The 10,060-nt window shown below is 71.4% G+C and carries 7 protein-coding genes; 1 reads left to right on the forward strand and 6 read right to left on the reverse strand.

Going from position 1 to position 10,060, the window contains the following annotated elements; translation table 11 throughout:
- A partial coding sequence (locus tag ACFY30_RS25370) for a maltotransferase domain-containing protein (protein ID WP_390847438.1) occupies positions 1-695 on the reverse strand: 695 nt, incomplete at its 3' end.
- 174 nt (positions 696-869) lie between these two features.
- Positions 870-2,087: a S8 family peptidase gene (locus ACFY30_RS25375; RefSeq protein WP_390847439.1), complete on the reverse strand. Its 1,218-nt coding sequence runs from the start codon at positions 2,085-2,087 to the stop codon at positions 870-872.
- A 221-nt stretch (positions 2,088-2,308) separates the two neighbouring features.
- On the opposite strand from ACFY30_RS25375, the gene ACFY30_RS25380 reads away from it, so the two are divergent.
- The gene (locus ACFY30_RS25380) at positions 2,309-4,933 is read left to right on the forward strand and encodes a glycosyltransferase family 1 protein (RefSeq protein ID WP_390847440.1); all 2,625 of its coding nucleotides are present in this window, start codon (positions 2,309-2,311) and stop codon (positions 4,931-4,933) included.
- Between the two features lie 26 nt (positions 4,934-4,959).
- Here ACFY30_RS25380 and ACFY30_RS25385 read toward each other — a convergent pair whose 3' ends face one another.
- The 4 genes from ACFY30_RS25385 to ACFY30_RS25400 form a co-directional block, all read right to left on the reverse strand.
- A complete protein-coding gene (locus tag ACFY30_RS25385; RefSeq protein ID WP_390847441.1) occupies positions 4,960-5,241 on the reverse strand; it encodes a hypothetical protein in 282 nt (93 codons plus the stop codon).
- Between the two features lie 121 nt (positions 5,242-5,362).
- Positions 5,363-5,887, reverse strand: a complete 525-nt coding sequence (locus ACFY30_RS25390; protein WP_390847442.1) for a DUF1990 family protein — start codon at positions 5,885-5,887, stop codon at positions 5,363-5,365.
- A gap of 70 nt (positions 5,888-5,957) precedes the next feature.
- The gene (locus ACFY30_RS25395; RefSeq protein ID WP_390847443.1) at positions 5,958-7,619 is read right to left on the reverse strand and encodes a M4 family metallopeptidase; all 1,662 of its coding nucleotides are present in this window, start codon (positions 7,617-7,619) and stop codon (positions 5,958-5,960) included.
- 289 nt (positions 7,620-7,908) lie between these two features.
- Positions 7,909-9,960: a M4 family metallopeptidase gene (locus tag ACFY30_RS25400; RefSeq protein ID WP_390847444.1), complete on the reverse strand. Its 2,052-nt coding sequence runs from the start codon at positions 9,958-9,960 to the stop codon at positions 7,909-7,911.
- Positions 9,961-10,060: the final 100 nt, after the last annotated feature.

Below are 10,060 nucleotides of genomic sequence, written 5' to 3' on the forward strand. Positions count from 1 at the left end.
AGCGGCAGCGGCTCGGAGGCGGTGACCAGTTCCCGCAGCGGATACCGGGCCAGGACCGCCTCCACCTCCGGCGTCAGCGCCGCCGCCAGACGGGCGGCCGACGGCCGGTTCTCGTCCCGCAGGGCGGCGACGGCCGTACGGAGAACGGCTCGTTTCCCACCCCCCTTCGGCACTCCGGCCAGCGCCCGCTCGTACAGCCGCGCGCCCTCCTCCAGGACCAGTTCGGTGTCCATCCCCGCCGGGATCTTGATCTGCGCGTGGTGGCGCCAGGTGCCGACCGGGTCGCTCCAGGCCTCCACGCCGTACGTCCACAGTCCCGGCGCGTCCGGGGTGACGTCGGCGCCCCAGCGGTCGGTGCCGGGGGCGAGTTCGCGCATCGGGGTCCAGGGGCCGGGGCGGCCGTCGGGATCCCTCAGTACGACGTTGGCTGCGACGGCGTCGTGTCCCTCGCGGAACACGGTCGCCGAGACCTCGAACGTCTCGCCGGTGACCGCCTTCGCAGGCCGGCGCCCCTGCTGGACGAGGGGTCGGACGTCGAGGACCGGGATGCGTCCGACGGCGGTGGCGGCGCCGGCGGAGGATCGCTCCGCGGCGGGGGGACCGGTGTCGGCGGGACGCTCGGGAGGTGCTTCGGGTGCTTCGGTCGCCTCGGAACGGGGTGTCGGGGGTGCTGACGAGTGGTGCGTGGCGGGCATGACCGCTCCTGTCCGCATCAACGAGGGTGGGCGGATGGATGTGGGGTCGAGTACCGGGGGAGCCTTCCCACCCTGAACGGGTGAGCATTCCGGCACTTTGTTAACTACTCGTGCGTATGTCTACGCACAAGACCGGCCCCGTTCAGGACGAACGGAGCCGGTCGCGATGGTCCGTCACTTGTAGGGCGGTACCTGAAGGAATTTGTCCGGCGAACCGGCTCCCCGACGGGAGACCTTGCCGTTCACCGCGCCCGCGACCAGTGCGCCCCCGACCCGGGCGGGCGTGGCTTTCGGGTGATCGGCGAGATACAGGGCGGCCGCGCCGGCCGCGTGCGGTGCCGCCGTCGACGTACCGGAGGAAGTGGCGCGGCCGCTGTCGCTCGTGCACGAGGCGGAGGTGACCGACACACCCGGCGCGAACAGGTCGACGGCCGACCCGTAGTTGGAGAAGGCGGCCCGTGCGTCCCCGCGGTCGGTGGCGCCGACCGTGAGGGCTTCCCGCACGTCGGCGGGGGACGAGAGGGCAGCGGCACGCCCCCCGTTGCCCGCGGCGACGACGTAGGTGACGCCGGACCTGATGGAGGCGCGGACGGCCGCGTCGAGCTGGGCGTTGTACGGGCCGCCCAGGCTGAGGTTGGCGACCGCGGGCTTGCGGGCGTGCCGGGTGACCCAGTCGATGCCGGCGACGACCCGCGCGGTGGTGCCCGCGCCCGCGTCGTCGAGGACCCGTACGGCGACCACCTTCGCCTTCTTGGCGACACCGACGTTCCCGCCCGCCACGACGCCGGCGACATGGGTGCCGTGCCCGTTGCCGTCGGCGGCGGTGCGGTCGCCGTCGACGAAGTCCCAGCCGTAGCTCGCCCGCCCGCCGAACTCCTCGTGGGTGATCCGGATCCCGGTGTCGATGACGTACACGGTCACCCCGGCGCCCGCGGACTTCGGGGCGCGATAGGCGGCGTCCAGCGGCAGGCCCGGCTGGTCGACGCGGTCCAGTCCCCAGGGCGGCGGGCGCCTCGGAGCGGCGTCCGCGGACACCCGGGTGTCCTGGACGACCGAGGCGACACGGGGGTCGGCCGCGAGCCGGCGGGCCTGTCCGCGGTCGGCCTCCACGGCGAAGCCGTTGAGAACCGTGCCGTAGGTGTGGCTGATTCTCGCCCCGTACGAGGAGACGAGCCGCCGCCCGGCCGCGGACGAGGCCCGCACGCCCCCCTGCGCTCCCCCCTTCAGCGTGACGAGGTAGCTGTCGCCGACGGAGCCGGACGGACCGGCGCCGAGTATCTTCCCCTCCGGTACGGCGTGCGCGGGCGTGCCGACGGCCGAAAGGACCATGGTCGTGACGACCGTGGTCAGGCCCCCCGCCCGGCGCAGACGCCGTGTACGCGTCCGTGCCATGGTGTGGCGTTCCCCTCCTCGACTCAGGGCAGCCTCTCGTGCGGGGTGAAGTGTCACAAGGTGGCCTGAGGATGGTGAATCGGCCATATCGCCGGTTTGTGTGATCCGGCCCGTCTCGGGAAGCCTCCGGCGGGGGCGAGGGCAACACCGGTACGGTTCTGGATGACCGGACGTACACAGCCGTACGTCCATCCAGCGAACGCGCCACGCCGAGGTGGAATGTGAAGGCGATCCGTCGATTCACCGTCCGACCCCTTCTCCCCGAACCCCTCCGGCCGCTCAGTGACCTGGCCCGCAATCTGCGCTGGTCATGGCACGCGGACACCCGTGAACTCTTCCAGTCCGTCGATCCCGAGCGCTGGGCCGCCTCGGACGGTGACCCGGTGCGGCTGCTCGGCAGCGTGCGTCCGGCGCGCCTCGCCGAGCTGGCCGAGGACCGCCGGTTCCTGCGCCGGCTGACCGCCGCCGTCGACGACCTGCACGACTACGTGACCGGCGACCGCTGGTACCAGAACCAGACCGCCGCCGCCGAACTCCCGTCCGCCGTCGCCTACTTCTCGCCCGAGTTCGGCATCACGGCTGCCCTGCCCCAGTACTCGGGCGGCCTCGGCATCCTCGCCGGGGACCATCTGAAGGCGGCCAGCGACCTGGGCGTTCCGCTGATCGGTGTGGGACTCCTGTACCGCCACGGTTACTTCCGCCAGACCCTCTCCCGCGACGGCTGGCAGCAGGAGCACTATCCCGTCCTCGACCCCAACGAACTGCCCGTGACCCTGCTCAGGGAGGACGACGGCACACCCGCCCAGGTCTCCCTCGCCCTGCCCGGCGGAAGGTCGCTGCGCGCCCGGATCTGGCTGGCCCAGGTCGGCCGCGTCCCCCTGCTGATGCTCGACTCGGACGTGGAGGAGAACGACTTCGGCGAACGCGGGGTGACCGACCGGCTCTACGGCGGCGGCAGCGAGCACCGGCTGCTCCAGGAGATGCTGCTCGGCATAGGAGGTGTCCGGGCGGTACGGACGTACTGCCGCCTCACCGGCCACGCCCCGCCCGAGGTGTTCCACACCAACGAGGGCCACGCGGGCTTCCTCGGCCTGGAGCGCATCGCCGAACTCTGCGACGGCGGACTGGACTTCGACCCGGCCCTGGAAGCGGTGCGGGCGGGCACCGTCTTCACCACCCACACCCCCGTCCCGGCCGGCATCGACCGCTTCGACCGCGAGCTCGTCGCCCGCCACTTCGGCCCGGACGCCGAACTCCCCCGCATGGACGTCGACCGGATCCTGCGCCTCGGCATGGAGACGTACCCGGGGGGCGAGCCGAACCTCTTCAACATGGCGGTGATGGGCCTTCGCCTGGCCCAGCGGGCCAACGGCGTGTCACTGCTGCACGGTCACGTCAGCCGGGAGATGTTCTCCGGCCTCTGGCCCGGCTTCGACCCCGACGAGGTGCCCATCACCTCCGTCACCAACGGCGTGCACGCCCCGACCTGGGTGGCCCCCGAGGTGCTGCGGCTCGGCGCCCGCCAGGTGGGCCCGCAGCGCGCCGAGGACGCGCTGGCCGTGGGCGACGGCGACCGCTGGGACGCCGTCGCCGACATCTCCGACCAGGACATCTGGGACCTGCGACGCGTCCTGCGCGAGCAGTTGGTGGTGGAGGTGCGGGAGCGGCTGCGGGCGTCCTGGCGGCAGCGGGGCGCGGGGACGGCGGAACTGGGCTGGATCGACGGGGTCCTGGACCCCGACGTCCTCACCATCGGGTTCGCGCGCAGGGTGCCGTCGTACAAGCGGCTGACGCTCATGCTGCGCGACCGCGACCGGCTGATGGAGCTGCTGCTGCACCCGACCCGTCCGATCCAGATCGTGGTGGCGGGCAAGGCGCACCCGGCGGACGACGGCGGCAAGCGCCTGGTCCAGGAGCTGGTCCGGTTCGCCGACGACCCGCGCGTGCGCCACCGCATCGTCTTCCTCCCCGACTACGGCATGGCGATGGCGCAGAAGCTGTACCCCGGCTGCGACATCTGGCTGAACAACCCGCTGCGCCCGCTGGAGGCGTGCGGCACGTCCGGCATGAAGGCGGCGCTGAACGGCTGCCTCAACCTCTCGGTCCTGGACGGCTGGTGGGACGAGTGGTTCCAGCCCGACTTCGGCTGGGCGATCCCCACGGCCGACGGCGCCGGCACCGATCCCGACCGCCGCGACGACATCGAGGCGGCCGCCCTGTACGACCTGCTGGAGCAGCGCATCACGCCCCGCTTCTACGAGCGCGGCCGGGCGGGCCTGCCCGACCGCTGGATCGAGATGGTCCGCCAGACCCTCACCCTCCTCGGTCCCAAGGTCCTGGCCGGCCGGATGGTCCGCGAGTACGTCGACCGCCTCTACGCCCCCGCCGCCCAGGCCCACCGCGTCATGAGCCCGGACACCGCCCGCGAACTGGCCGCCTGGAAGGCGAGGGTGCGGGCCGCCTGGCACTCCGTGACGGTCGACCACGTGGAGACGTCGGTCGCCACGACCACGGCGGAGCTCGGCACCACGCTCGCCCTGCGGGTGCGGGTGGGCCTCGGGGAACTGGCCCCCGAGGACGTCGAGGTGCAGGCGGTCTCCGGCCGCGTCGACGAGGAGGACCGCATCACGGACGCGGCCGCGGTCCCGCTGAAAGCGGCGTCCGGCCCCGACCTGGAGGGCCGCTGGCTCTACGAGGGTCCCCTGTCCCTGGACCGCACGGGCCCCTTCGGCTACACGGTCCGCATCCTCCCGGCCCACCGGCTGCTCTCCTCCGGCGCGGAGCTGGGGGTGGTGACCACGCCCACGGAGGACGGGGCCGAGGGCGCGGGACTGCTGATGCGCTAGGCCCTGTCGCCGGTCGGGCTCCGCCGTCAGGCCGACGCGGTGACGGCCAGGCGGCGCAGTCGTTCGAAGTAGCGGATTCCCTCGGCGTCGGTGAGCAGCGGCAGTGCCCGGTCCAGATCCGTCAGGCACGCGCGCAGCATCCGCAGCCGCCCGGCGTCGAGGGAGCCGCCGTTGTTCTGCCAGACGGACACGCACCCGGCGATGGACACGTCCAGCAGCACCAGATCGACCCCCGCCGGCTCCTGGCCCCGGAGCGCGGCGGGGAAGAGCGCGCTCAGATGCTCCTGGAAGAGGACGTCCGCGCTCATGTCCCCGCTTCGTCCGTCATCAGAGTTGTCGGCATGTGCGCAACCTAGGCGGGGTCGGGGGCCCGTTGTCCGGCCGATCCGGCAGCGTTCACTCCTTCGGGGGAGGCGGGAGCGGTGTGGCTCAGGGCGACTTCTCCGGGGCCGTGGCCAGCCGGCGCAGTACGGCTCCGCACTTGCGGGCGTACGCCTGCTGCAGTCCGCGCGTCGCCGGACCGCCCGCCCGGGTGTACCACTTGGCCGCGCGGCTGAATGCCGACACCGTCAGCCAGACCGTGCCGTCGCCCGTGCGGTCGACGACGAAGGACTCCTCGCCGCTCTCCGGATGGCCGGAAAGGGTGCCGTAGGCCCAGCCCGCCCGCCTCGGCTCCTCCGCCGTCCACACCACCCGGCAGGGGGCCTTGATCAGTCCGGCCAGGGTGATCGTGACGTCCACGCCGGGCGCCGCACGCTGTGCCGAGGTCTCGACGCCGACGCCCATCGCCCGGTGCATCTCCCAGGTCATGACCGCCTCCGCGGCGCGGGAGAAGAGGTCGTGGCCCTCGCCCAGGCGGGTGCGGACGTGCAGGGAGCGGAAGCCGGGCGGGCTGAAGCCGGGGCGGTCGCGGGTCGCGCCGACGTCGTCGTACGTGAAGTCCTTGGGGGGCATGGGAGACAAGGGTAGGGCGGTACCCGGGGCTGCCTTCGTCCCGGGTACCGCCCCATCACCTGAAACAGGACTAGCTGACGTTGACCGCCGTCCAGGCCGCCTTCACCGTCGCGTACTCGGTGCTGCTGGAGCCGTACAGGGCCGACGCCGCGCTCAGGGTCGCCGTGCGGGCGCCCGAGTAGGTGGTGGTCGACGTCATGTACTCGGTCAGCGCCTTGTACCAGATCTGCACGGCCTTGGCGCGGCCGATGCCGGTGATGGTGGAGCTGTTGTAGGTGGGCGAGTTGTAGGTCACCCCGTTGATGGTCTTGCTGCCGCTGCCCTCGGACAGCAGGTAGAAGAAGTGGTTCGCCGGGCCGGACGAGTAGTGCACGTCCAGGTTCTTCAGCGAGGACGACCAGTAGTTGGCCGATCCGCCGTCCTTGCTCGGCTGGTCCATGTAGCGCAGCGGGGTGCCGTCGCCGTTGATGTCGATCTTCTCGCCGATGAGGTAGTCGCCGACGTCCTTGGAGTTGGCCGCGTAGAACTCCACGGCGGTGCCGAAGATGTCGGAGGTCGCCTCGTTGAGGCCGCCGGACTCGCCGGAGTAGTTCAGGCCCGCGGTGTTGGAGGTGACGCCGTGGGTCATCTCGTGGCCGGCCACGTCCAGCGAGGTGAGCGGGCTGGTGTTGCCCTCGCCGTCGCCGTACGTCATGCAGAAGCAGCTGTCGTCCCAGAACGCGTTGACGTACTGGTTGCCGTAGTGGACGCGGGAGTACGCGGCCACGCCGTTGTTCTTGATGCCGCTGCGGCCGAAGGTGCTCTTGTAGAAGTCCCAGGTGACCTGCGCGCCGTACGCGGCGTCGACGGCCGCGGTCTGGTCGGTGGTCGAGCTGGAGGCCGCGCCGGTGCCCCACGTGTCGTCGGCGTCGGTGAACAGCGTGCCGGCCGAGGAGGACGTGCCGTGGGCCTTGTTGTACGTCTTGTGGCCGCCGCGCGAGGTGTCGTACAGCTGGTACGTCGAGCCCGAGAGGTACGTGCCGAGCGTCACCGTGCCGGAGTACAGGCTCTTGCCGGTGCCGGTCTCGATGCCCTGGTACTCGTACAGCTTCTTGCCGGTGGCCGCGTCGGTGATGACGTGCAGCTCGTTCGGGGTGCCGTCCTCCTGGAGGCCGCCGACGACCGTCTCGTAGGCGAGGACCGGCTTGCTGCCGTTGCCCGCCCAGATCACCTTGCGGGGGGCGTTGTCGGCCTCGGTCTTGGCCGAGCCGGCGTCCTTGGCGACGGTCAGGGCCTGCTTCTCCGCCTTGGCGGCGGTGACGGCGGGCGTGAGCGAGGCGACCTTGATGGTGGCCTTCGTCGCCTTGGTGACGCCCTTGTTCGCACCCGCGGCCGACTCGTGGACGACGAGGTCGCCGCCGAGCACCGGCAGGCCCGCGTAGGTCCGCTCGTAGCGCGTGTGGAGGGTGCCGTCCGCGTCCTTGACGACGTCCCGGACGACCAGCTTCTCCTTGGCGCCCAGACCTATCTCCTGCGCGGTCGCGGTCGCGTCGGCCTGCTTGTCCTTGATCAGGGCGGTGCGGGCGGACGTGGACAGCGCGGTCGGGACGGCCAGGGGCTTGGCGCCGGCGTCCGCGGCGGTCGGGGCGGCGACGGCACCGGAGGTCAGTCCGGTGGTGACCAGGGCTCCGGCCGCGACGGCGGTGGCGATGGCCAGAGTGGTGCGCTTGTGACGCGCGTAGAGGGAGGTCACACAAGCTCCTTGGATGTGGGGGTGCCCGGGCGGCGTGGGGATGCCGGCCGGAGCGGTGGTGAAGTTGTGCGGCGGTTGGACGGAAGCCTGGCATCAAGGTCGCGTACATGTCAGGACCCCGAAGTGATGTTGGCTGAAAGTCGACTGTCGGGTGAACATTGCCGGAATGTAAACGGAGTTGACCTCGGTAAAGGCCCAACAGGCGGCGGGTAAGCGACCGGCAAAAAAGGGGGGCGCCGCCCCGGAGAGGTGATCCCTCCGGGACGGCGCCGTGCGTGGGCCGTGCGGCCTACGGGAAGGTGAGCTTCCAGCTGTTGATGTAGCCGGTGTCCACCGCCGCGTTGTCCTGGACCTTCAACTGCCAGACTCCGTTGGCGACTTCGGAGGAGGCGTTCACCGTGTACGTGGTGTTGATGTTGTCCGTGCTCCCACCGGTGCCGTACGCCTTCAGCGTGTACGCCGTGCCGTCCGGGGCGATCAGCTGCACCTGGAGGTCACCGATGTAGGTGTGGACGATGTTGACCGCCACCGCGAGGTTCGAGGGCGCGTTGCCCGTCCGGCCGGACACGGTGATCGGCGAGGTGACCGCCGCCCCGTTGTCCGGAATCGATACGTCGGCGGTGTTCTCGAAGGAGGTGCCGCCACCGCCACCGCCGCCGTCCGAGCGCGAGCCGACCGCGACGCCCGCCCACGCGTCCTGCACCGCCTTGTACTCGGCGGAGGTGGTGCCGTACAGCTCACCGGCCGCCGCCAGCGTGCCCGTGCGCGCCGCCGCGTAGTTGGTGGTCGAGGTGAACTTCGTGGTCAGCGCGCGGAACCAGATCTTCTCCGCCTTGTCCCGGCCGATGCCGGTGACCGGAAGGCCGTCCGCGGTCGACGAGTTGTAGGTGACACCGTTGATGGTCTTGGTGCCGCTGCCCTCGCTCAGCAGGTAGAAGAAGTGGTTCGCCGGCCCGGACGAGTAGTGCACGTCGACCGAGCCGATACCGGAGTACCAGCTGTCCTTCGACGCGCCGTCCTTGCTCGGCTTGTCCATGTACCGCAGCGGCGTGCCGTCGCCGTTGATGTCGATCTCCTCGCCGATGAGGTAGTCACCGACGTCCGAGGAGTTCTGCGCGTAGAACTCCACGGAGGTGCCGAAGATGTCCGAGGTCGCCTCGTTGAGGCCGCCGGACTCGCCGGAGTAGTTCAGGCCCGCGGTGTTGGAGGTGACGCCGTGCGTCATCTCGTGGCCGGCCACGTCGATCGACGTCAGCGGGTGGGTGTTGCCCGAGCCGTCGCCGTACGTCATGCAGAAGCAGCTGTCCGACCAGAACGCGTTGACGTACGCGTTGCCGTAGTGGACCCGGGAGTACGCGCCCACGCCGTCGCCGCGGATACCGCTGCGTCCGTGCACGTTCTTGTAGTAGTCCCAGGTCAGGGCCGCGCCGTAGTGGGCGTCGGCGCCCGCGGTCTCCGTGTTGGACGCCGCGCCGTTGCCCCAGACGTCGTCGGAGCCGGAGAAGAGCGTGCCGGTGCCGGAGGTGCCCCGGTTGAGGTTGTACGTCTTGTGGCTGCCGCGTGCCCCGTCGGTCAGGTTGTACGTCGACCCGGACTGCGTGGTCCCCAGCGTCACCGTGCCGCTGTACATGGTGTTGCCGGTGCCGGTCTCGATGCCCTGGTACTCGTAGAGCTTCTTGCCGGTGGTGGCGTCGGTGATGACGTGCAGCTCGTTCGGGGTGCCGTCCTCCTGGAGGCCGCCGACGACCGTCTCGTACGCCAGCACCGGGGTGCCGTTCGCCGCCCAGACCACCTTGCGCGGGGCGCGGTTGGTGGCCGCCTTCTCGGCGCCGTCGGCCTTCGCCAGGGTCAGCGCCTGCTTCTCCGCCTTCGCCGCGGCGACGGCGGGCGTGAGCGAGGCGACCTTGACGGCGGCGCGGGTGGCCTTGGTGACGCCCTCGGTGGCGCCGGACTTCGCGGTCTCGACGACCAGGTCGCCGCCGAGGACCGGCAGGCCGGCATAGGTGCGCTCGTAGCGGGTGTGGACGGTGCCGTCGGCGTCCTTGACGACGTCACGGACGACGAGCGCCTCCTTGGCGCCCAGGCCCAGCTCCTTGGCGGTCGCCGCCTTGCCGGCGTTCGCCTCGCGTATCAGCGCGGCGCGCTGGGCGGGGGTCAGACGCACCGACTCGGCGCCCGGGTTGGCCCTGCCCGACGCCTGCGGTGCCTTCTCCGGGGCGGCGGTCGCGGCACCGGACTGCACGGCGGTGGCGATCAGCGCGGAGACGCCGACGAGGGCGACGGCCGCGGCCTTGCGGTACGGGGTGTGGGAGGTGCGTCTGCGAGAGGAACTGCTTCTCAACACTGACTCCTTCTGCGCGGCCGCGGATCACGCGGCCTGGGGAGACCGGCCGGCGGGTGAGCCGTCCGGCACGACAAGGGCGGTACGCAGAACGGTGAAG

This window comes from Streptomyces sp. NPDC000345, from assembly GCF_042898825.1.
GTDB lineage: Bacteria > Actinomycetota > Actinomycetes > Streptomycetales > Streptomycetaceae > Streptomyces.